The organism is Nitrosomonas sp. PY1 (assembly GCF_022836435.1).
Lineage (GTDB): Bacteria > Pseudomonadota > Gammaproteobacteria > Burkholderiales > Nitrosomonadaceae > Nitrosomonas.
Genome location: NZ_BQXC01000001.1, coordinates 769,376 through 793,371, shown reverse-complemented (window position 1 = coordinate 793,371; position 23,996 = coordinate 769,376). Strand labels below are relative to the sequence as shown.

Below are 23,996 nucleotides of genomic sequence, written 5' to 3'. Positions count from 1 at the left end.
ACCCAAACATATATCTAGCGAAACAGCATTTATTTAAATTCATCGCGAATTTCTCGAAACTCCTTATCAATGCGCAGTTGTCTGAGAAAAAATATTAATAACCATAACACCAGTTATAATAAACGCTAAACCTATGATGGCAGGCACATCCAATTTCTGCCCAAGAAACAACCAACCTACTATTGCAATCAACACTATACCAACACCCGACCAAATCGCGTAAGCAATGCCAACCGGAATAGTTTTAAGCGTTAACGACAACAAATAAAAAGCCAATAAATAACCGATCACGACAACAACCGAAGGCCAGAAGCGCGTGAAGCCTTCTGAAGCTTTCAAGCACGAGGTGGCAATTACTTCACTGATAATCGCAATTGACAAAAAAATCCACTGTTGCATCGTTTGATTCCTGTAATGGTTCTAATGTGACTTACCAAGAGCATCGGTAATTTGACTGAAAGGCTTGTGTTGAAAGAAATTCCGAATATTATCCGCCAATTGATTGATCAATCGTTGCCTGGATTCCTGACTAGCCCAAGCGATATGTGGTGTGATAATTAAATTATTGGGTTGATGTCGCAAAATCAAGCTATCCTGATTCGGCGGCTCTCCTTGTATGACATCAATAGCCGCACCCGCAATACGCTTGGAAGATAAACACTGCAATAAATCAATTTCATTAATCAATTCACCTCGCGCTGTATTAATCAAGTATGCAGAAGCTTTCATCAGTGCAAATTCACGCTGACCAATCAGATATTGCGTATCCGGTGACAACGGACAATGCAATGTAATAAAATCCGATCGACCAATCACCTCATCAAATGCAACTCTGCCGAGACGTGGTGTTTTATCTTTGTGTTCCGCAATTAATACATTCATGCCAAATGCTTGCGCCACTTGCGCTACCGCTTTACCCAAGACACCATAGCCGACAATTCCAAGTGTTTTTCCAGATAGCTCTTGAATAGGAAAATCCATAGGACAAAAAAATTGACTTGATTGCCAACCACCGCGGCTTACCAATTCATGGTAATCAATAAAACGACGAACCAAGCTCAACATCAATAGAAAAACGTGTTGTACTACAGAAGGCGTGGCATAGTCACGTACATTGCAAACCGCTATTCCATGCTCGGCTGCAGCTACCAAATCCACATTATTATAACCAGTCGCCGCCACACAAATTAATTTCAAGCGTACCGCTGCTTCAATTGCTGGTCGCGCGAGAGAAGCTTTATTACTGACGACAATCTCTGCATCGCAAATTCTTTGTACAATTTCTTGATCGGAAGAGTCGTAATAATATTGCCACGGTGAAATAACTTGATTGAGAGCTGCACAATCCAAATCTTCACGACTTACTGAACCAAAATCAAGAAAGACCGCACGCATATTATTTTGCGATAGTAATGGAGGGAACGCCTACTCGCGGAATATCCGTTACCGTCATTTGAAACAACAAAAACAATAGTTGAAAAGCTTCACGGTTCCATCGAGCATATCGGCTTTGTGTATCCACCATGTAGTAACGATTATTCCAGCGAACGGAAATATCTGCATCGACCGGCAAAGTATTGGAAGCCCTCAATGCCATCGTTAAATCAGGATTCTCGTTGTTCAGTATTGGTGGCGTTCTAGGATCTTTGTCAACATAGTAACCAGGCGCCTGACCTAATGCTTTACCGAGAAACCCCAAAATCGAATGAAAGCTTCTAAGTCTGAAAATTCCTCTCATAGGCCAATCTCCACCATAGTATCCGGCACGAATGTCAAAGGCAATATCGTTGACATCCCAATCTTCAACAATTTGAGGTAATTCCTTCCGCTCTTGTTTGGATAATGTGCTGGGATCGTAGTTCGTAATCAAAATAGGACCCGGGGTATGCTTACTCAAAGTGTAGGTCTTTTTTTCGGCGTCATATTGTACGTCATACTCTTTTTGTAAAGAATGAAATCCCTCTGCCGTCACTGCATTCGCTGGAATAATCCAGTTATGTATCATTGGCAAAGGCTCGACATGCAATGCATTAGCATCTTGAATGGCAGAAAGATGCAACACTATGCGACGAAATATCTTAAAATTATCGGTATCTGAAGGTGTATTACGATAAATAGCGTACTGTGAATGCTGTTGCAGTAGTCGCACTTCTTGCGCCATCATACGCAACAACAAATCAACATCATAGCGCTGCCGCAACAATAAAGTCAGTTTGTTTTGTGCAAATGGTGTTAACAATCGCTTGGTGAAATCTTCTCCTTCAATGGGAACAATACTAATGGTTGGGCTCTCAGATAAGCTACCACCAAAAACCGGCATCAGTGTAGTACCTGCCAGCCCCCCTAAAGCGGGAGTAGCCCCAGCAGCGGCATTAAAAGTAAACGTCGCAGCAATATTGGATACACCGGTAAAGTGAATGGGTTGGCTATGATACGCTCGAACAATATTGATCAACAACTGCTGCGAGATCGTATCAGTTACCGCGTCGTCATACGCTAATACAGCGCGATTCAGCGCGATCGGAGACATACAACCAGATAACATCGTAATAATCAGAATCCATACAGACAAGTAAAAAAATTTTAAATGGTCTATCAAGCTAGGAATTCCTTATTAATTCGTACGTGATTTTTATTAGCGTTATTACATCATTCTGCGAATATATATTAACTGAACATACACAAAAGAGTACGATCTGATACTGCTAATCGTTAAGACCGAGCTTTGTTCACTTATATAGCAATCTCGAGCACCCAATCCTATGGCTTACAAAGTAATTGAGGGAGGAAGTAAGCCAGGAAGAAACAAAATGAAGAAATCAATGCACAATCAAAGGTATTTTGAGAGCCTAGTATGAACAAACAGTCTTTACTGATACCAAAAGCTACGTCACCTCATTTTCCTTCGCTTGCGTTTGTTTATCCCTATTTCTTAAATTTCTGCGCAAGAATAAACCCGACCACAAATACAAGTAAATAAATAATGATATCTAATGAAAAAACCATTAAATAAACCCCGTTTTAACGAATTATACTGATAGTAAATTTCCACTCTAACATAGGCTATCTAGAAATAGTAAGTTGGAAATTTACCAAAGATCTTATACAAAACCTTCTGGTTAATTTATCACTCGGGTAATTTCCGCTCACCGATGCGCTGCTCTTTACCTTCGAGTAGATTCATAATGTTGGATTGATGCCTCCATATCAGTATCAGCGACATTACTAAAACCGCAATACAATACTCTCGGGATTCTGAAAGACTAAAAATATAAATAGGTGCGAGCATAGCAGCCACCAATGCAGATAAGGAAGAAATGCGCCAAATTGCAGCTGTTAGTAACCAAGTAACAATTGCCATCAAGCCAACCCATACATTCAAACCTAACAGCACACCGACCGCTGTCGCCACTCCTTTACCGCCCCGGAAACGCAAAAATACTGGAAAAATGTGACCTAAAAAAACCATAACCGCGACTACGGCAATAACTTCCTGCCCCCCTCCCCACATAGGTGCATAATGCTCCGCTAAGGCAACCGCTAACCAGCCCTTCCCCGCATCCCCCAGCAGGGTCACGATTGCAGCAGATTTTTTTCCGCTACGCAGAACATTAGTCGCACCAGGATTTTTAGAACCGTACGTGCGGGGATCCGGCAACTTAAACAACCAACTGGATATTACTGCAAAGGAAACGGATCCCATTAGATAAGCAAGCAAACCAAATATCACCAGCATGTCATTAGCAGTCTTTGAGAAAAATAGAATAAAATCGGATCACTCATACAAGCCTTTACTCATAATGGATATTATTTTTTTACGCGATTTTAAGGTTAAAGCTCTTATTGGAATTTACCCATGGGAGCGCAAAGTACAGCAAACCATTCGATTGGACTTGGAAATCGCACTACCCAGCAGTCTCGCTTGTCAATCCGATCATATTGAAGATGCGCTGGATTATGCTTGTGTTGTTGAAAGAATCAACGTTCTTATCAAAGAAAAGCACTTTTCTTTACTGGAAGCACTTGCAGAAAATATCGCTCTTACTATTTTGCAAGACTTTCATTCACCTTGGGTTAAAGTCAGCGTTGCAAAACTGAGTATCATTCCAGGTGTACAAGAATTAGGTATTAGCATCGAACGTAAATTACCAGCATGATCACAGAACACCTCATTCAAGTGATTCCAGATTTAACAAAGATAATGTCTGCAGTAATACAGAGGCTTTTCAAAGGTTTAATGTGTATGGCCATGATCGTGATGGTGATCATCACCATGTGCATGCTGATGGGAAATCTCTTCTGCGGTGGCAGAACGGACATCCGTGATAGTGCATGAAAAATTCAGTGACATGCCAGCAAAAGGATGGTTAGCATCGACGATAACGGTATCGTCAGTTACATCCGTCACCTTGTAGACGAGCATATCCTCTGAATTCTCTGCCCCCCCTTCAAAATGCATTCCCACGGAAACATTCTCAGGAAAAGCGCTACGCGGCTCGACCCGAATAAGCTCGCTATCGTATTCACCAAAAGTATCATCAGGTTCCATTGCAATGGAACAATGATAGCCTATTTCCTTCCCATGCAAAGCTTCCTCAACTAAGGGAAAAATACCGCCATAACCACCATGCAAATAACTGATTGGTGCTTCTGTTTTTTCCAGAACATTCCCATCAGCATCCGACAACTCATAACTCAAAGAAACAATTGTATTTCTTTCAATACGCATACTGAAAATCCCTTTTTAATGATTAAATATTAATGAACTTACTGGCGCAAAGCTTTTACGATGTATCTCGCTTGGGCCGTATTGCTGCAACGCAGCCAAATGTTTCGAAGTTGGATAGCCTTTATGCCGATCAAAACCATAGTGTGGATAATCACTATGCAATCGTAGCATTTCAATATCACGCTCCGTTTTGGCCAAAATAGAAGCAGCAGAAATTTCAGGTATCAAGGAATCTCCTCGAACAATAGCTTGTACTGGATAAGGCACATCAGGGCATTGCTTTCCGTCGACCAACACCAATACTTGATCTGGAACGCAAGATAAACCTTCCACAGCACGTTTCATGGCTAATAAACTGGCTTGTAAAATATTCATTCGATCGATTTCATCAACTGAAGCTGACGCGACTGCCCATGCTTTCGCATATTGCTTAATTGTCGTCGCAAGCATTGATCGCTTCAGTGCACTAAGTTTTTTTGAATCATTCAATCCAGCAATGTGATAATTTTTGTCTAAAATTACACAGGCTGCATATACCGGACCGGCTAACGGTCCCCTTCCAGCTTCATCGACACCACAAATTATTTTGCAGGGGTCAGCATGTTGCATTTTCAAATTAACTATTTCAATAAGAATGTTATCGATAGATTACCAAAGATAGCAATCGATATTCAATGAATATCACACATTCTTAGCGGTACACATCAGCGTTGCTTCGGTAACTAATTGCCCATCCACTTCAGCACGTGCAGAATATTTCCACAATCCTTTGATTTGTCGCTCTATTACAACTTTCAAGATTAATTGATCACCAGCGGTTACCGGTTTTTTAAAACGCACACCGTCAATACCGACAAAATAATAAACAGTGTCGTCCCTATTGACTGTATTCTCAGTTTTCAAGGTTAGCACAGCCGCAGCTTGCGCCAGTGCTTCAACAATCAAAACACCTGGCATAACCGGATAGTGCGGAAAATGCCCTGAAAAAAACGGTTCGTTAATCGAAACATTTTTTAACGCCACAATATCTTTTCCAACTTCATAAGATAGTACCCGATCAATGAGTAAAATTGGATAACGGTGCGGCAAGTACCTTAAAATTTCATGAATATCCATGCTGTCCATTTGGTTTTCTATAATCCCATAATCGCTATCAAGGCTCTATCTATAATAAAACACACTATCACTGCATCGTCTCATCATCAAGGAATTTAATAATCTTATCTGTTATATCAATACGTTGGCTTCTATAAACTGAATCTTGGAGTTGTAATATCAAATCAAATTTTTCCGCTTCCGCGATCTTACTAATCACATTGTTGATACGATCTAAAATAATACTGTATTCCTCGTTTTGGCGTGCACTGAAATCTTCTCGTAATTGTTTTTGTGCACGTTGATATTTTCGACTCAGATTGGCTAAGTCTCTTTCCATATTTTGGCGCTCATTATGCGCAATCACAGCGCCGTTTTTTTCTAATTTGTCTTGTAATATCCTTGCCTCCGCCATCATTTTTTTAATTTCGTCATCGCGCGGAATAAATTCTTGTTCTATTCTTTTTTGGGCTTGCAACGCAAATGACGATTCCCGGAGGATTTTTTCAGTATTGACGACGCCAATTTTAATATTGTTGGCAAAAATGGCAAACCCTGCAACCATCATTGACAAAAAACCGAATACAGTGAAAAAAAGAAAAAACCGATTCTGTTGCAAATAATTCAATCGCCTCACCATCTTTGTTTTATTGAAATCAATAGCCTGATCGCCCTAAAATTGCTGGCCAAACATAAACTGGAATCGTTGTATATTATCTTCTGGTTTATCATTTAAAGGTTGCGCAAGGCTGACTTTCAGCGGTCCCATCGGAGAAACCCAAGTCACTGCGATACCAGCCGAATAACGCATGAGATTATTCAATTCACTAAAGTGATTGAATACCGTTCCACCATCTAAAAATAAACCTAAACGCAATGACCGGTCATCTTTCATAAAAGGTACTGGAAACATGAGTTCCACATTACCCACCACCCGTCTGCTTGCACCAATCGCAAAAAAACGAGAATTAGTGGTAACGCCTCCTCCCGCACTTAAGTTACTAACATCGTCACGAGGCCCCAGCGTATTCAAATCGTAACCTCGCACAGAAGTATTTCCACCTGCGAAAAAATTCTTGAAGAAAGGCATAGGTTTTCCAGTATAACCATCCCCATAACCCGCTTCACCATTCAACATCAGAGTAAAGAAATCATTAATAGGATAAAACCACTTTTGATGATAACTGACTTTATAATAATTCAAGTCTCCACCAGGTACACTAACCTCAGCAAATAAGCGATGAGTCGTTCCGGAAGTCGTCCAAATCGCACTGTCGCGGCGATCACGCGCCCAGCTTACAGTAAACGGGAAATTATTAGTGGAATTGCCAAACTCGTGAGTAAAGTCTGTATAACGTTTTGGACTTTTATTCGTAGTAGTAATATGCGTATTTTCCGCCGCCAAGCCAAACGATACAATATCGTTTTCCGCGATCGGTACCCCTAAACGAATACCGGCACCGGTTGTTTCGGTCTTAAATTCCGCAAACGACTTCAGCGGCCGGGTATCGATATCACGCTTGTAAACATCGAAACCCAAGCTCACGCCGTTGATTGTGAAATAAGGATTGGTAAACGAGGCCGAATAGGTTTGGTTAATCGCGGCCCTTTGTACCTCCAAATTAAAGAAATTACCGGTACCAAAAATGTTGTTCTGCGAAACACTGGCATTCAAAAGTATGCCTTGACGATCGGAATAACCCGCACCGAACATGATCGAACCTGTCGGTCGCTCTTCCACTTTCATATTGATATCTACTTGATCTGTCTTATTGGCAACAGCAGGTGTTTCTACATTAACGCTATTAAAGAAAAACAAGCGATCGACACGTTGTTTCGACAAATTAATGTTTTGCGTCGAATGCCACGCACCTTCCATTTGGCGGAATTCACGGCGGATAACCTCGTCACGCGTACGATCATTGCCCGTGATATTGATGCGACGAACGTATACACGCTTACCTGGGTCGATAAAAAAAGTAAAAGCCGCTTCACGCTTTTCATAATCCAATTCCGGATTGGCATTGATATTAGCGAAGGCGTAGCCGTCATCGCCATAACGATCGGTCAAAGATTTGATTGAATCCGTCAATTTTTTGCGCGCAAACACATCGCCAGTCTTAATCTGAATCAGCTCACGGATCTCTGCTTCTGGAATCAGTAATTCACCAGCCACCTTAATATCGGAAACTTTGTATTGCGCTCCTTCAGTTACATTGATGGTAATATAGATGTCACGCATATCTGGTGTGATCGATACTTGCGTGGATTCAACATTGAACTCCAAATAACCGCGATCCAAGTAATGAGAGCGCAGTGTTTCCAAATCCGCTGCTAATTTTTGTTTGGAATATTGATCGTTCTTGTTAAACCAGCTTAACAAATCAGGCTTACGCAATACCAATATGCCACGCAGTTCTTTATCGGTGAATTTTTCATTACCGACGAAACTGATTTTTTTGATGCGTGCCGTACGCCCTTCTTTGATATCGAAATTAATGCCTACACGATTACGCTCCAAGGGTGTGGTTGTCGTGGTAATCTTAACCGCATATTTACCACGGCTAATATACTGACGCTTCAATTCTTGCTCAGCTCTTTCCAGCAATGAGCGACTAAAGATTCGAGACTCTGAAATACCTGCCTGTTTTAGACCTTCAAGCAATTTATCTTTTTCAAATTCCTTAGCACCGTTAATGGCAATTTCTGCAATTGCAGGCCGCTCATTGACTTCAACCACCAAAATCCCATTTTCGGCTTTCAAACGCACATCTGTGAAAAAACCAGTGCCATAGAGAGATTTAATTGCCTCATTGGTTTTCTCTTCAGTTAAGACATCGCCAACCTTGATAGGTAGATAACTGAATACCGTACCCGCTTCAGTGCGCTGCAAACCATCAACACGAATATCTCTCACAATAAAGGAATAATCATCGCTAGCCCAACTCGAAATAACATAGAAAGAGGCTATGAATGCGAGGAAGACCCGGAATTTCATTATCTAACCAGTGATAAGCCGATTAATATCATTATATATAGCAAAAACCATCAGGGTCAGCAGTAAAGCTAGGCCTATTTTCTGACCTAATAACATCATCTTGTCTGACAAGGGCTTGCCTCTAATTATTTCGATGAGATAGTACATCAAATGCCCACCATCCAAAACAGGAATAGGCAGTAGATTAAGTACGGCAATACTGATGCTGATTAATGCTAAAAATGCCAAATACGAGGCAAGCCCCATTTGCGCCGACTGACCCGCGTAATCGGCTATCGATATTGGACCACTAATATTTTTCCAAGACACATCGCCTGTTACCATTTTTCCCAGCATGCGAAAAGTGAGCTGCGTAGTTTCCCAAGTTTTTTCGAATGCTTTAAGCAATGCTTGAATAGGTGGATAGCTTACCTTTACTAGAATTTTATCAAACTCAGCTCGATCAATACGTGGTGCAATTCCAATTTTGCCAATCTGCCTTCCTTTTTCTTGAGCGGCCTCTGGTGTAATTGAAAGTGTAATAATTTGCTCGCCACGTAAAATATCGAGTTCGAGTAACTGCCCCGGATTATTGCGAATTTGCTGCACCAATTCGGACCAGCTAAAAATCTCAACATCGTTAATGGCCAAAATTTCATCCCCAACAGACAAGCCTGCGTAATACCCAACACTATCAGGCACCACCTGATCAATAATCGGCGCCACAATTGGTTGGAAGCTAGTAAAACCAATAACACCTGAGAAATTTTCACTCAACTTATCAGGATCAACCTTACTAAAATCCATTTGGCGAGAATTGATTTCACCATTTTTATTAATCGTTTCAACATTAACTTTGTCGGATTGGTCAATTGCATAACGCAATAAGACCCAGCGGGCATCTTGCCAACTTTCAATCGGTTCATTATTGATACGCACGATTGTTTCACCCGCTTTAAACTGTGCGTGCGCGGCAGGCGTATTAGGTTCAACTGGCCCCAAGATGGGTTTCATATCGCTAACGCCTAATACAAACAACAACCAATAGAGAATAATTGCCAACAAAAAATTAGCAATTGGACCCGCAGCAACAATAGCAAACCGGCGTGCAACTGGCTGGCGATTAAATGATCGCGATAGCTCATGAGGTGCCACGCTCCCTTCGTTTTCATCTAGCATCTTGACATAGCCACCCAGTGGAATAGCTGCGACAACCCATTCTGTTTGATCTTTTCCTAATCGTTTACGGAAAAGCGGTTGACCAAAACCGATGCTAAACCTTAGTACTTTAACGCCATTCAAGCGCGCAATCAGATAATGACCGAACTCATGAAAAGTAATCAGCAACCCTAGCGCCACGACAAAAGAAAGAATCGTGTAACCTATCGACATATTAGATTAGATAACTATCCGGTAGATTGAAAAAGAAGAACCTATCATTTTGACCTCAAAAACAAATGGATTCGAGATACTATCACTAAATGGTGTAAATAAATCAAAGCGAAGAATAGTTTAGCCTTCTTTGAGGTTGGCTGTGGCTTTTTTGTAGCCATTCCTTTGCCACTTCGCGTGTCTCACGATCGGTTTCTAACACATCATCAAGTGTTATGATGGATTTGTGGGATGTGTTTTGCAACGCATACTCGATCATCGCGGGAATATCGGTAAACTTCATTTGTCTATTCAGAAATGACTCAACCGCTACTTCATTTGCTGCATTCAATATCGTAGGCATATTTTTGCCTGCTTTGAGTGCATCATAAGCAAGTCTCAAGCATACAAATCGATCGAAATTAGGTTCCTCAAAGTCAAGATGCGCCACCTTAAAGATATCTAAATCAGCCACACCACTACCGATTCTCTCTGGATAACCCATTGCATGCGCTATAGGTGTACGCATATCAGGATTACCTAGTTGCGCAATAATCGAACCATCAATATAAGCAACCATCGAGTGAATGACGCTTTGAGGGTGAATCACCACTTGGATTTTTTCCGCGGGCGCATTAAATAACCAGTGCGCCTCAATAACCTCCAATCCTTTATTCATCATAGTCGCTGAATCAACGGAAATTTTCTTTCCCATATCCCAATTAGGATGAGCACACGCTTGTTCCGGAGTAACATTCTCCAAAGCTGATAGCGGTGTGCGGCGGAAAGGCCCGCCTGAAGCGGTTAACAATATTTTACTGATGCCTGATCTCTGAAAATCACCATTAAAATCAACTGGTAATGATTGATAAATCGCATTATGCTCACTATCAATCGGTAATAGCACTGCATGATGCTGCTTCACTAGATCCATGAATATACGCCCTGCCATTACCAGAGTTTCTTTATTAGCAAGTAACACCAGTTTTCCAGCTTGTGCTGCCGCAAAGGTCGGACGAATCCCTGCAGCCCCCACAATGGCAGCCATTACGGCATCTACTTCCGGAAGAGCAGCAACTTTTTCCAAAGATTCCACGCCGGATAATATTTCCGTACTCAGTCCGGATGCTGCTATCTTTAATGCCAGTTGCTCCGCGCTTACAGCATCCAGCATAACTGCATAACGCGGTTTAAAGCGTTGGCATTGCGCCAGCATTTTTTCAACGTTGTTATGTGCGGTTAGTGCAATAACCTGAAAACGATCAGGATGGCGCGCTATAACGTCCAGCGTACTTTCTCCGATACTTCCCGTAGAACCTAGAATAGTGATTTGGCGAACCATAGTGTTCATAATTCAGATAAATAGAAAAGAATTGCCAAAGTAGCAAAAGGTAGTGTGGAAGTTAATGCATCGATACGGTCCAATATGCCGCCATGTCCAGGTAAAATATTGCCGCTATCTTTAACGCCGGCCTGGCGTTTCAATAACGATTCATATAAATCACCAATAATACCTAATGCAGTCATAACAACCAATAATGGCAATAAGATAAAAACAAGATTTTCTTTTCCTGCTCCCATAATAACCCATGCCAAACCATATAATAGTACAGCCGCGATTGCACCAGCAACGCCCTCCCAAGTTTTATTAGGGCTAATTTCAGGAGCCAGTTTGTGCTTACCTAAAGCACGCCCGGTAAAATAAGCTGCGGTATCTGAAACCCATATAACGCCCATCGTTCCCAGCAAAAGCGCCGGACTTATGATGCGTAATTGATACAATGCAAGGCAAGTTGGAAGCAATACAATCCAACCGATTAACATCCAAGTAGCAGGGGATTCGAAAGAAAAGCTTTTACGGAGATAAAAGGGCACCACGAGCACCCAAAACATGACTGAAATACCGTATAGAATCGCAAAGTCTAACGAATATGCATCTGCCTTTAAAGATTCACGCAAATAAATGAGTAGCTCACTACCCAATAATGCGGTTAATAGCATAAAAACAATAGTATTCCTAACCGAAAATTGCGCTAAATTACTCCACTCACGTGCCCCTATAATCGTTAATGCCAGTATCAAAGTAGCCCAAAAAATATCCTGAAAATAAAAAACTGCCAGTAAAAACAAGGGTAATATGACAATAACAGTCAATATACGCGCTTTCAACATGAAGATTTATCGACTATCCTTCTGAAGGCATTGCCACTTGCAATTGTTCACTGGTACGTCCAAAGCGGCGTTCACGTTTTTGGTAAGATTGAATGGCTCGATCTAGCTCATGCTCATTAAAATCGGGCCATAGCGTATCGGTAAAATACAGTTCCGTATACGCCAATTGCCACAACAAAAAATTACTAATGCGGCATTCCCCCCCGGTACGAATAAATAGATCAGGCTCAGGTGCATAACTGAGTGCAAGATATTGCGCTAAATTTTCTTCCTCAAAATTTAGCGACTTAAGCGATAGCTCATTTGATTGAATCATCATTTTTCGGAAAGCTTGCATGATATCCCAACGTCCACCGTAATTGGCCGCAACGGTAAAAACCAAGCGCGTGTTTTTTGCCGTTAGCTGTTCTCCTTTTTGGATCGCTTGTACAATCCCAGAATCAAATTTTGACACATCACCAATTACTTTAAAACAGATACCGTTTTCATGAAGCTTTGTCACTTCCTGCTCAAGTGCATTTGCGAAAAGTTGCATTAGGAGAGAAATTTCATCGGAAGGGCGACGCCAATTTTCGCTACTAAAAGCAAAAACGGTTAAATATGAAATATTACGTTCGATACAAGCCTTAATAACACCACGAACTGTTTCAACACCCTGTCTATGACCGGCAACACGCGGCATAAAGCGATTGCGCGCCCACCGTCCATTTCCATCCATAATAATTGCGATGTGCTGAGGAATCGAATCCGTGTTAGGAATTTCACGGGTTGAACTAGTGCGTTGTTGCATATTAAACAGCCATTAATTCGGCTTCTTTAACTTGCAATACCTTGTCAATTTCAGTGATATAATGATCGGTCAATTTTTGAATATCATCTTGCCCGCGACGTTCATCATCTTCCGAGATTTGTTTAGTTTTTAATAATTCCTTGAGATGAGCATTGGCATCGCGACGAATATTGCGTGCAGCAACGCGCACTGTTTCCGCTTCGTGCTTTACAACCTTGATCAGATCACGGCGACGTTCCTCCGTCAATGCCGGCATCGGAACACGAATTGTTTCTCCAACTAACATGGGATTAAGTCCAAGATCAGATTCACGAATTGCTTTTTCAATCGCATTGGCCATTTTTTTCTCCCAAGGCATTACACCTATCGTGCGTGCATCAATAAGATTAATGTTAGCTACTTGATTAATCGGTGTAGGAGAACCGTAGTAATCAACCGTAACATGATCTAAAAATCCGATATGCGCTCGTCCACTTCTGATTTTTCCCAGATCAACTTTGAGAGCTTCCAGGCTCTTCTGCATCTTCTGTTCCGCAGACTTCTTAACATCACCAATCATACTATTTCTATCCCTTTCTAACTGAGATCAAAGAGATAAGAACAAATATACAGTTATATATCAAACAGTTACTATTGTTCCCTCATCTTCACCAACGATGATACGCTTTAGTGCGCCAGCTTTAAAAATACTGAACACATTGAGTAGCATTTTTTGATCGCGACACAGTGTCAACGCAGTTGCATCCATTACTTGTAAGTTTTTGGCGATAGCTTCATCGAAAGATAGCTTATGGAACCGAGTAGCATCAGGATTCACTTTTGGATCACTGGTATAGATACCGTCAACTTTAGTTGCCTTTAACATGATATCCACATTCATTTCCATACCACGTAACGCAGCTGCCGTGTCAGTAGTAAAAAACGGATTACCTGTACCTGCAGCAAAAATAACAATCTTCTTATCGATCAAATACTGTATCGCGCGCGCACGCACATATGGCTCAACCACCTGATCAATACGTAATGCCGACTGTATTCGCGGCATCAACCCAATCACTTTCATCGCGTCCTGTAACGCTAAAGCATTCATCACAGTAGCTAACATACCCATATAATCCGCAGTAACACGTTCCAATGCATCATTTGCTGATTTCATTCCACGAAATATATTACCACCACCTACCACGACCGCAACCTCAACACCCAATTTACTGATTTCTTCTATTTCTAAAACAATCCGCCTCATTACGGCTTGATTAATACCATACTTATCTTCACCCATTAAGGCTTCGCCAGACAATTTCAACAATACCCGTTTATAAATAGCGACTGTCATCAATGATATAAATAATGTAAATAAGTGTATTATTTTACTTGGCCCATTTGCGCCTTGACTTCTTCAGCGAAATTTTCGGTTTTTTTCTCGATTCCTTCACCTACTACAAACATAGTAAAGCCATTCACCTTAGCTGCTTTTTTCGCCAGTAGTTTTTCGACGGTTTGTTCTGGATCTTTTACAAAAGGTTGTCCCAGCAAAGTAATCTCAGCCAGATATTTTGTAATTCGCCCTTCGACCATTTTTTCAATAATATTACTGGGCTTACCGCTTTCAGCGGCTTGAGCAGTAAATATCTGACGTTCATGTGCTAGAATTTCATCGGATACTTGTTCTTTAGAAACGCATATTGGCTTGCTTGCAGCAATATGCATTGCCAAATCTTTACCTAAAGTTTCATCGCCACCCGTATGGTCTACTAAAACACCGATTCTGGTTCCATGCAAATAAAAAGCAATACGCCCCTGTGTTTCATGTCGAGCCAATCGACGGATGCTGATATTCTCACCGAGTTTCATTACTAATGCTTTCCGCGCAGCCTCAACATTCTCATTCGAATCTGTCAATAACGCTTCTGTCAATGTTGCAACATCGGTAATATTTTTTGTGGCTACTAATTCAGCTAAGTTTTTAGCAAAGTGAATAAAATCTTCATTCCGAGCAACAAAATCTGTTTCGCAATTCACCTCAACCAGTGCGCCACATTTACCATCTGCCGAGACATAAGCACCGATAACTCCTTCAGCTGCAATACGCCCGGCAGCTTTACTTGCCTTAGAACCGCTTTTTATCCGCAATAAATCTTCGGCGGCCTTGATATCGCCATTGGTCTCCGTCAAAGCTTTCTTACATTCCATCATGCCAAGCCCGGTCATCTCCCGCAGTTCTTTTACCATGCTTGCGGTTACTTCTACCATATCCACTCCAAATACATATTAATGTAATTATTTAAAAATAAATAACTTAATTCGATCCAGCAGCATCTTCAGAAATCATTTCTACAATTTCCTGAATGGATTGATTGCGACCTTCTAAGATGGCGTCGGCCACTCCACGAGCATACAAACGGATTGCACGGCTCGAATCATCATTACCAGGAATAATATATTCCAATCCCTCTGGATTATGATTAGTATCCACTACGCCGATCACCGGAATATTCAATTTTCTAGCTTCTGTAATCGCACCCTTCTGATAGCCAACGTCAATTACAAACAAAGCATCCGGTAGAGATTTCATCTCTTTGATACCACCCAAACTGCTATTCAGCTTGTCCAGTTCCCTTTGAAGATCTAAAGCTTCTTTCTTGACGAGTTTATCAAAGGTGCCGTCTTGAGACATCGCTTCCATATCCTGAAGACGCTTGACAGACTGCTTAATGGTTTTGAAATTAGTCAACATGCCGCCAAGCCAGCGTTGATCTACATAGGGAGATCCACAACGAAGCGCTTCCTCGCGAATAATATCGCGAGCCTGCTTCTTGGTACCTACAAATAAAATAGTGCCTTTATTTACCGAAAGCTGACGCACATATTTCATCGCTTCCTGGTACATCACCATAGTGTTTTCTAAATTAATAATGTGAATTTTGTTACGATGGCCAAAAATATAAGGGGCCATTTTGGGATTCCAGAAGCGTGTTTGATGTCCAAAGTGAACACCTGCCTCTAGCATTTGCCGCATAGTTACAGACATAAATTCTCCTAGTGGATTGAGCCTCCACTCATTGCATATCCAGCATTGCTAAAATATCAGCAAATGAGTGTGTGTATTTAATTCAACTTCCCGATGTTCTCGATATTGAAGAAACAACACCACTACACTATCGTGTTAATCAATCAGAAATCAAATCATTCTCGGATTATAGCATTTTCGGATACTTACTCAAGCTAACTATGGTTATAACAAGCCTATAACATGGCAACTTGGAAAGCTTGCATTGCTTTTTCTGCGGTGCTCCTATACTTAAACAGATTAAACGACCGCTGCTAGCGTCGAGCTATGGGGATTCCCAAAGTTTACAACCAACATTGATTTCAATCTTGATGGCGACCGGTTCGAAGGCAGCGTTACCGATCCGACCGGAAAAGGCTCTATTTACAGGCTCTCCAGAGAATCTCTGAGCGGTGCTACACTTCCGTCGATGAGTATGTTTTTTCACTCGCCCCAATGGTCGGACGCTCCGTATTCACGGCGTTGCGCATGGCCTGACCAGGTGTGGAGCTCAAGGTTGGTGACAGCGATCAAAGTTGATTGGGCCTGATCTAATCAGAAATGCTATTCAATATTTTGCACCTGTTCTCGCATTTGTTCGATAATGACTTTGAACTCCATTGCAATCTTGGAAACCTCTAAATCAATCGATTTAGCACCCAACGTATTAGCCTCACGATTCAGTTCCTGCATCATAAAATCCAAGCGCTTTCCAACAGAACCGCCTTGCTCCAAAATATGTTCAACCTCATCCAAATGCGCCTGTAAGCGCGATAATTCTTCATCAATATCGATTTTCCCGGCAAACACAGCAATTTCCTGGCGAATGCGCTCATCTTCAAGGTTTTCAATAGCTTCTTTTAAGCGAGTGCGTAGCTTTTCTTCGAAATTTGCAATTAATGCCGGAATACGAGGTTGCACAGTAATCAGATGTTGACGAATTTGCTGAACGCGTTCTAGCAACATTGCTTTAAGCTTCTCACCTTCGCGCGTTCTGGCGATTTTTAGATCTTCCAAGGCAACTTGCATTAACTCCACGCTGAGGTGATTCAAATCATCTATAGATACATCGTTATTTCTCAGAATTCCGGGCCATTTGAGTATTTCTGCCACAGATAGAGATTGAGCCGTTGGATATAACTCCAGCACCAACTGATTAAGTTGCAGTAGGTTTTGCAGACTCTGTACATTCAGTTGATGTTGATGTTCCGCTTCAACTAAAGGTAAAAAATTCACACGACATTCAACCTTACCCCGTCGCAATTGTGTGGTAACCATCTCCCGCATAGCCGACTCCTGTTTACGCAAATCATCTGGTAAACGAAATTGCACATCGAGAAAACGATTATTAACCGATCGTATTTCTATGTTGAGGGAACCGTGGAATGTGTCTCTAGAAGCCGCGGCATAACCTGTCATACTAAGAATTGGTTTCATGGTTTTTCAGGATTTGAAGAAGACAAAGAAAATAAATCTTGCAGCAAAAAACCCAAACCACATGACGAAGGCGCCGGTTTCCGATCCAGTATACCCGATACGGTGAATGGGTTTTCCTTATCGGCAGAATCGAATACAACGTGACTGACCTCCATATACACTCTATCTCCCGCTGCATTTAACCGCCACAAATTAGGAATATCTTCATAGGGTTGATTAAAGCAATATGGCAAGCTATCGCCATGCATCGTCAAAACGGGTTTTTTAAAATGCACTGCTAAGTTTTTGATGTGTTCGCGAATTTTCTGATAGCCATTGCAACTTGTGCGTATCGCTTTAGAGCACGCAGGTTTATCGTCATTTTCATATTCATAAATGTCAGCGTGGAATGCTATCACGACAGCTTCGATCGATGCATTCGATTGTGCTGCTTGAAACAATTGATCGAGCCACGCTTCATTATATTGATCGCGAAGATCGGCGGCATGAAACGCATCTTCTTTATCGCTACGTTCAATTTGATTGCGCCCATTATTCGTACCTGGCAAGTGCAATGTCGCAAATAAAATATCGCCGAGTTTCCATCTCGCATTTTCAACAAAATTCGGCTGTCGGATAAGTCCGGCAATATCCTTACTCAATTGCAATTCGTCTTGATTAAAGAAAGTTTGACGCAAAAACTCAAGTCGCTCAAGCTCATCAAAGCGCGTTGAAAAATTCAATGTCAACCGATCACAATCGGTCCAGTCATTGTCCCCTGGCGTGTAAACGGTTCTGTGTGGATGCAACTGTGCAATTTGCCGGTAGCGGTCTTTAAGTAGTTCGTCGGTGCAACCTTCCCTAGCCGATTTAAAATCGCCTAAGTGTATGAGCAATGGAGGATCGAGCGATTTGATGGCTTTTGCAATAACCCCGTCTGGATGCTCCAAAGCGGCGTATTCAGCGTCACTATAAGGAATATCGCTAATCACCGCAAAATGTATAGGAGTTTTAGTAACCGCAGAAGAAATAGAACTACTATCATCCGCCAATATCAGTGAGGAACTTAAAACCAGCGAAACTAAGAAGCCAATTCGTTTAACCGATCTGTTAGGCATAGTTCCGGCTCATGCATTCGTATGGTTTTGAAAAATTAAGCCCGCATGTTCGCGTAGTTTGTGAAAATGGATCGCAGGCCAATTATCTTGTGCAACGCTTAATTCCGCACCAAAAGACGCGAGAAATGTCGGTGCATCCACCGCGTCATAGGCGATCCGATGTGAGTTGGCATCGATAAACCGTTGCAATTCTTTGGGATCATCCGCAGTGATCCAACGCGCCAATTGATATTTCGCTGGAGCAATACGGGCTGCTACTTGATATTCATGCTGCAAGCGGTGTGCGACCACCTCAAATTGCAATACCCCAACCGCTCCTAATAGCAACATATTACCCAAATGCGGTCGGAAAACTTGTATGGCACCTTCTTCGCCGAGCTGAGCCAGGCCGAGCTTCAACTGTTTACTTCGGAGTGGATCGGCAATTTCCACTGTCCGAAAGATTTCCGGTGCAAAGAATGGTAAACCAGTAAATTGCAATACTTCACCCTCAGTTAAAGTATCACCGAGCTGCAACGTACCGTGATTAGGGATGCCAATAATATCGCCTGGATACGCTTCTTCGAGAATATCGCGCCGTTGCGACAAAAAAGATACCACGGTGCTAGTACGGATGTCTTTACCGCTTCGTGCTATCCTGAGATTCATACCACGTTTAAAATGCCCGGAACATACGCGCACAAATGCAATGCGATCACGATGCGCCAAATTCATATTGGCTTGAATTTTAAATACCATTCCGGAAAATTTCTTTTCATCCGGTAATACTTCGCGTTGAATTGCACGACGCGACTCAGGTGGCGGCGCAAGCTCAACCAACGCATCGAGAATTTCACGCACACCAAAATTGTTGATGGCAGAACCGAAGAATACCGGCGTTTGCTCACCAGCCAAAAAATCTCCATGATCGAAAGCTGGTGAGGCACCCTTGATTAAATCAATTTCTTGCAGCGCAATTGGCAGTTCTGCGCCAAAACGCCGCTGTAAATTGGGATCATCGAAATGCGCAATGGTCTCCTCGTCTTTAGTAACACGGTCAGCCCCTGCCTGAAATACCCGCATACCGTCATTCCTCAGATCGCATACTCCCCGGAAGCTTTTACCCATACCGACCGGCCATGTAAAAGGAATGGTTGACATGCCGAGCGTGCGCTCGATTTCATCAAGTAAATCTAGCGGTTGCCGCACCTCGCGATCCATTTTATTGACGAATGTTACAATAGGCGTATTACGTGCACGGCAAACCTCCAGCAAGCGCAACGTTTGAGCCTCTACGCCATTGGCAGCATCAATAACCATTAAAGCAGCATCGACAGCAGTAAGAACGCGATAAGTATCTTCAGAAAAATCCTGATGTCCTGGTGTATCAAGCAAATTAATGACGCAGTCGCGATACTCCATTTGCATCACCGAACTGGCAACTGAGATACCCCGTTGTTTTTCAATCTCCATCCAGTCAGAAGTGGCGTGACGACTGGCCTTTCGTGCTTTAACACTACCAGCAATATGTATCGCGCCTGCGTACATCAGTAATTTTTCCGTCAGTGTCGTTTTACCCGCATCTGGATGTGAAATAATAGCAAACGTGCGACGTCTCGCAACTTCCTGGTGGATACTCATGGATTAAGACTACGATTCCTGTGGATAGAGAAAACAATGGGTAGTATGGGTAGCACTAAAGGTACTGGTAGCAGGATATGTCTCGCGACAAATTGGCATAACTTTAGGACAGCGCGGATGAAAATGACAGCCGGATGGCGGCGCGGATGGCGAAGGCAAATCACCTTTCAAACGAATCAACGGGCTTACACGATCTTGTTTGATTTTGGGTACAGACGACAATAAAGCCTGTGTATAGGGGTGTTTCGGTGTATCCATGATTTCATCGACCTGACCCCGCTCAACCACGCGCCCGAGATACATTACCGCCACTTCATCGGCTAAATATTCAACCACGGCAATATTATGCGTAATAAACAAAAATGCAATTCCTAAGTTATCTTGTAACGATTTCAATAAATTCAGTATTTGCGCTTGAACCGACACATCCAACGCACTGGTTGGTTCATCGCAGATGAGCAATTCGGGATTAACAGCCAAAGCGCGAGCAATCGCAATGCGTTGCCGCTGACCACCGGAAAATTCGTGTGGAAATCGCCATTTTACCTCAATTGACAAACCAACGCGCTGCAATAACATATCGATTTTCTGTTCATTGTGTCCGTCGGATAGCGGCGTAACACACAACGCATCCATACCTTCCAAAAGGATTTCACGGATGCGCATACGTGGATTCAGAGAAGAAAAAGGATCTTGAAAAATGATTTGGAATTGTGAGCGGATTTTTTGCAACTGACTGCGATTCAACGATATCAATTCCTGATTTTTAAACTGAATACTTCCGGCAGTAGGTTGAATCAACTGCAAAATGCTTTTACCAATGGTCGTTTTACCGCAGCCAGACTCCCCAACCAATGCCAAAGTCTTACCGGCAGAAATTTGTAGCGATACTCCATCGACCGCGCGCACGTAACCAACAATACGTTTAAACAAGCCCTTTCGAATTGGGAAATACACTTTGAGATCCGCCACCCGAAGCAATGGGGGAACAGGTGTAATAAGATCGATACCGGTATTGTTATCCGGCATATTCAAAACACTGGAATCGTTGATAGCGGCGCCACGCTCAGTGTGCTGATTCTTGCTGTCGTATAAATGACAGCGCACCAGATGACCGTCTGTAATTGAATGCCATTGCGGAATGTCTTTATGGCAAATCGCCATCGCCTGCTGGCAACGATCAGCAAAACGACATCCCACAAAAACCTGCGCCAAGGACGGAACAGTGCCTCGAATAACCGCTAGCGCGTGGTTACGTTTGTGCTTTTCCGGTAAGGATGCAAATAATTGCTGGGTATAAGGATGCGCAGGGTGATTAAAAAAATCTTCGCGACTAGCCATTTCAACGATTTCACCTGCATACATAACGCCTACTTGCTGAGCCATTTCAGCCACCACACCCAGATCATGCGTAATCAATAAAATAGCCATATGATTACGTTGCTGTATTCGACGCAATAAATCCAATACTTGCGCCTGAATTGTTACATCCAAAGCAGTGGTGGGTTCATCCGCGATTAACAATTCTGGCTCGCCTGCTAACGCAATGGCAATCATTGCACGCTGCTTCATGCCACCAGAAAATTGAAATGGATACTCGTGCATACGATGCTTTGCATCTGGAATGCCGACTTGCTCGAGTAATTCGACAATCCGTTGTTGTGCCTCTGAATGCGAGAGCTGGTTGTGTTGCATTAGTACTTCATGAATTTGCTCAGCAATCGTCATGACTGGATTTAAACTCAGCATCGGTTCCTGAAAAATCATACTGATGCGCTTACCACGGATATTACGCATAGCAAACTCGGGCAATTGTAATAAATCAATGTCCTTGATACGAATCTGCCCGGATATAATTTCACCAACATCGGGTAGCAAGCGCATGATAGAAAGCGCAGTCATTGATTTACCGCAACCGGACTCCCCCAGTAAAGCAAAAGTTTCACCGGATGCAATTTTTAAAGATAATCCATCGACAGCCCGAATCGGCTCATCGCTCGCATGCAATACGGTTTTTAACTGATTAATCTCGACCAACGTATTCATGTGCGATGGCTTGATTTGGTTTCTGTGATTACCGGCACGACATTCTTCCCGGCTTGATGTAAGCGATACTTTGAACTGCCGCCATGCCGCAGCGTACGAGCTCGCGGATCAAGCGCATGCTGCACCGCGTCGGCGAATAAATTGGCACTTAACACTAACGCCAGCATAAAAATGAATGCTGCCAATAATGCCCACCAAACCATCGGTTCACGCGCCATTTCCAGCCGCGCGGCATTGATCATCGTACCGAAACTGATCATCGAAGGATCAACGCCCACACCGACATACGATAATACAGCCTCCGCCAGAACCAGGCTGCTGAAATCCATAACAATTGCAATCAATACCAGATGCATCACGTTTGGCAAGATATGGCGAGTGATAATACGCCAATGTGAAATACCAAATGCATGTGCCGCTTGAATATATTCCAGTTCCCGCAATTTCATCGCTTCACCGCGCAACAAGCGGCATAACCCGGTCCAACTGGTAATTCCCAAAATGATACACAGAAAAAGCAAACGCAAATCTGCACGTGCCGCCGTGGTATCAAAAATATCCGGATGCGTTTCGATATATACTTGCATCATCAGCACCGCAGCCGCAATCAACAGCACACCGGGAATCGAATTCAACGTAGTATAAATATATTGAATGACATCATCGATCCAACCGCGAAAGTATCCCGCCATAATCCCTAGCAATAAAGCAAACGGCAACATGATGAGCGTCGTCAGCGTACCAATGACCAAGGCGACACGGATGCTTTTCAGCGATTGATACAAGACATCCTGACCGACTTTATCGGTTCCCAATACGTGATAGTAGCCGATCAAGGCCGAAACGCAGCCGACCAGCAACAACAAAACGAGCAGCGTGATGAGTATCGCATACCACGGAATTTCGGACGTGTACTGCCAGATCGAACCAAAACTTTGTTTGAATGAGCATGCATGCTGTTTGGATAATGCCGCAGTTAAGGCAATCAATAGCAAGCACCATACAGCAAAACCATAACCGGTGCCCTGTAGGGAACGTGCCCAAACATCCGCAGTATATTCGGTTTCAGGGTCCTGCAAGTGCGCACCTCCATACTGCAAGCGCGCGAAAGTACGCATCTGCTGGCCATCTGGCAATTCAAGGGTCTCTTTGGCATACAGATGCGTTGCCAAAGGAGCGGAATAGGTTTTTTCCACCTGCGTGCGCAATGGCGTCACCAGAACATCCAGCACACTCAATACATCTGCGCTATAAATGGGTCCAGGTTGCGAATTGGCTGGCTCTAAGGCAGGACGAAAATGAATCGTGTCGAGAAAACCGATCAATAAGAAAAACGACAGGATCGTGAGTGACGACATGCCACTCGCACTATGCCCGACACGCTTCCAGGAAGCCAATAAATGCGGGTGACGACGCACATAACCCATGCCGATCAAGATCATCAAAACAAACAGATAGATCAGCGCGTCCGTCCAGAGCAGCACAGGGTCGAATGGCATGGTTGATTAGTTAATAATTACAATAAATGAATGTGCGGAGCATCATTATCGTAATTATAGATGATAGGTCTTTAAAAATTAAGATATCTTCATAACATTATCACGAGGATATTC

Annotated in this window: 23 protein-coding genes; 1 reads left to right on the top strand and 22 read right to left on the bottom strand. The window is 42.7% G+C overall.

Annotated elements, in window-relative coordinates:
• Positions 1-66: 66 nt before the first annotated feature.
• The 4 genes from W03_RS03590 to plsY all read right to left on the bottom strand — a co-directional run bounded on the left by W03_RS03590 (position 67) and on the right by plsY (position 3,736).
• The gene (locus W03_RS03590) at positions 67-399 is read right to left on the bottom strand and encodes an SMR family transporter (RefSeq protein WP_244071471.1); all 333 of its coding nucleotides are present in this window, start codon (positions 397-399) and stop codon (positions 67-69) included.
• Between the two features lie 21 nt (positions 400-420).
• Complete coding sequence (locus tag W03_RS03585) at positions 421-1,395, bottom strand: NAD(P)-dependent oxidoreductase (RefSeq protein ID WP_244071469.1); 975 nt, start codon at positions 1,393-1,395, stop codon at positions 421-423.
• 1 nt (position 1,396) lies between these two features.
• Positions 1,397-2,599 (bottom strand): hypothetical protein, encoded by a 1,203-nt coding sequence (locus tag W03_RS03580; RefSeq protein ID WP_309296080.1) that lies wholly within the window; start codon positions 2,597-2,599, stop codon positions 1,397-1,399.
• A gap of 528 nt (positions 2,600-3,127) precedes the next feature.
• On the bottom strand, positions 3,128-3,736 hold the full coding sequence (gene plsY, locus W03_RS03575) for a glycerol-3-phosphate 1-O-acyltransferase PlsY (RefSeq protein ID WP_244071467.1): 609 nt from the start codon (positions 3,734-3,736) through the stop codon (positions 3,128-3,130).
• Positions 3,737-3,800: 64 nt separating this feature from the next.
• Between plsY and folB the strand changes: the two genes are divergently transcribed.
• Entirely contained in the window at positions 3,801-4,157 is a 357-nt protein-coding gene (gene folB, locus W03_RS03570; protein ID WP_244071465.1) for a dihydroneopterin aldolase, read from the top strand.
• A gap of 77 nt (positions 4,158-4,234) precedes the next feature.
• Here folB and W03_RS03565 read toward each other — a convergent pair whose 3' ends face one another.
• The 18 genes from W03_RS03565 to W03_RS03480 all read right to left on the bottom strand — a co-directional run bounded on the left by W03_RS03565 (position 4,235) and on the right by W03_RS03480 (position 23,882).
• On the bottom strand, positions 4,235-4,729 hold the full coding sequence (locus tag W03_RS03565) for a peptidylprolyl isomerase (protein ID WP_244071462.1): 495 nt from the start codon (positions 4,727-4,729) through the stop codon (positions 4,235-4,237).
• A 15-nt stretch (positions 4,730-4,744) separates the two neighbouring features.
• Positions 4,745-5,338, bottom strand: coding sequence for a ribonuclease HII (gene rnhB, locus W03_RS03560; RefSeq protein WP_244071460.1), 594 nt, complete (start codon positions 5,336-5,338; stop codon positions 4,745-4,747).
• Positions 5,339-5,410: 72 nt separating this feature from the next.
• On the bottom strand, positions 5,411-5,854 hold the full coding sequence (fabZ, locus tag W03_RS03555) for a 3-hydroxyacyl-ACP dehydratase FabZ (RefSeq protein WP_244071458.1): 444 nt from the start codon (positions 5,852-5,854) through the stop codon (positions 5,411-5,413).
• Positions 5,855-5,912: 58 nt separating this feature from the next.
• Positions 5,913-6,461 (bottom strand): OmpH family outer membrane protein, encoded by a 549-nt coding sequence (locus W03_RS03550; protein WP_375792724.1) that lies wholly within the window; start codon positions 6,459-6,461, stop codon positions 5,913-5,915.
• A 36-nt stretch (positions 6,462-6,497) separates the two neighbouring features.
• Entirely contained in the window at positions 6,498-8,822 is a 2,325-nt protein-coding gene (gene bamA / locus W03_RS03545; RefSeq protein WP_244071454.1) for an outer membrane protein assembly factor BamA, read from the bottom strand.
• Positions 8,823-8,825: 3 nt separating this feature from the next.
• Entirely contained in the window at positions 8,826-10,193 is a 1,368-nt protein-coding gene (gene rseP / locus W03_RS03540; protein ID WP_244071452.1) for an RIP metalloprotease RseP, read from the bottom strand.
• Between the two features lie 103 nt (positions 10,194-10,296).
• On the bottom strand, positions 10,297-11,523 hold the full coding sequence (gene ispC / locus W03_RS03535; RefSeq protein ID WP_244071450.1) for a 1-deoxy-D-xylulose-5-phosphate reductoisomerase: 1,227 nt from the start codon (positions 11,521-11,523) through the stop codon (positions 10,297-10,299).
• The gene (locus tag W03_RS03530) at positions 11,520-12,344 is read right to left on the bottom strand and encodes a phosphatidate cytidylyltransferase (RefSeq protein ID WP_244071448.1); all 825 of its coding nucleotides are present in this window, start codon (positions 12,342-12,344) and stop codon (positions 11,520-11,522) included. Before W03_RS03530 ends, ispC begins: the two co-directional genes overlap by 4 nt.
• Positions 12,345-12,357: 13 nt before the next feature.
• On the bottom strand, positions 12,358-13,134 hold the full coding sequence (locus W03_RS03525) for an isoprenyl transferase (RefSeq protein WP_244071446.1): 777 nt from the start codon (positions 13,132-13,134) through the stop codon (positions 12,358-12,360).
• Position 13,135: 1 nt separating this feature from the next.
• Entirely contained in the window at positions 13,136-13,693 is a 558-nt protein-coding gene (gene frr, locus W03_RS03520) for a ribosome recycling factor (protein ID WP_244071444.1), read from the bottom strand.
• Positions 13,694-13,753: 60 nt separating this feature from the next.
• Positions 13,754-14,470, bottom strand: a complete 717-nt coding sequence (pyrH, locus tag W03_RS03515; protein WP_244071439.1) for a UMP kinase — start codon at positions 14,468-14,470, stop codon at positions 13,754-13,756.
• Positions 14,471-14,499: 29 nt separating this feature from the next.
• The gene (gene tsf / locus W03_RS03510) at positions 14,500-15,387 is read right to left on the bottom strand and encodes a translation elongation factor Ts (protein WP_244071435.1); all 888 of its coding nucleotides are present in this window, start codon (positions 15,385-15,387) and stop codon (positions 14,500-14,502) included.
• Positions 15,388-15,433: 46 nt separating this feature from the next.
• Positions 15,434-16,165: a 30S ribosomal protein S2 gene (gene rpsB, locus W03_RS03505; protein WP_244071433.1), complete on the bottom strand. Its 732-nt coding sequence runs from the start codon at positions 16,163-16,165 to the stop codon at positions 15,434-15,436.
• 582 nt (positions 16,166-16,747) lie between these two features.
• Positions 16,748-17,620, bottom strand: coding sequence for a YicC/YloC family endoribonuclease (locus tag W03_RS03500; RefSeq protein WP_244071431.1), 873 nt, complete (start codon positions 17,618-17,620; stop codon positions 16,748-16,750).
• On the bottom strand, positions 17,617-18,717 hold the full coding sequence (locus tag W03_RS03495; RefSeq protein WP_244071430.1) for a hypothetical protein: 1,101 nt from the start codon (positions 18,715-18,717) through the stop codon (positions 17,617-17,619). The genes W03_RS03500 and W03_RS03495 overlap by 4 nt, the downstream gene beginning before the upstream one ends.
• A gap of 9 nt (positions 18,718-18,726) precedes the next feature.
• Complete coding sequence (locus W03_RS03490; protein WP_244071429.1) at positions 18,727-20,337, bottom strand: peptide chain release factor 3; 1,611 nt, start codon at positions 20,335-20,337, stop codon at positions 18,727-18,729.
• A 9-nt stretch (positions 20,338-20,346) separates the two neighbouring features.
• Complete coding sequence (locus W03_RS03485; RefSeq protein WP_244071426.1) at positions 20,347-22,383, bottom strand: ABC transporter ATP-binding protein; 2,037 nt, start codon at positions 22,381-22,383, stop codon at positions 20,347-20,349.
• Positions 22,380-23,882, bottom strand: coding sequence for an ABC transporter permease (locus tag W03_RS03480; RefSeq protein ID WP_244071424.1), 1,503 nt, complete (start codon positions 23,880-23,882; stop codon positions 22,380-22,382). Before W03_RS03480 ends, W03_RS03485 begins: the two co-directional genes overlap by 4 nt.
• Positions 23,883-23,996: the final 114 nt, after the last annotated feature.